This is a genomic window from Serratia sp. TSO36 (assembly GCF_057808395.1).
The window spans coordinates 1-267 of sequence record NZ_JBJZOU010000056.1; the positions used below are offsets into that span (position 1 = coordinate 1).

Annotated in this window: 1 rRNA gene; it reads right to left on the bottom strand. The window is 51.7% G+C overall.

The annotated features are described in order from the left end of the window. Positions 1-267: ribosomal RNA gene (locus ACK3CV_RS25425) — 23S ribosomal RNA — on the bottom strand; the annotation flags it as partial.

Below are 267 nucleotides of genomic sequence, written 5' to 3' on the forward strand. Positions count from 1 at the left end.
GCTAGCTTATGCCTTTGCACTAACCTCACGATGTCCGACCGTGATTAGCTAACCTTCGTGCTCCTCCGTTACTCTTTGGGAGGAGACCGCCCCAGTCAAACTACCCACCAGACACTGTCCTCACCCCGGATTACGGGGCCGAGTTAGAACATCAAACATTAAAGGGTGGTATTTCAAGGATGGCTCCACGCAGACTGGCGTCCACGCTTCAAAGCCTCCCACCTATCCTACACATCAAGGCTCAATGTTCAGTGTCAAGCTATAGTA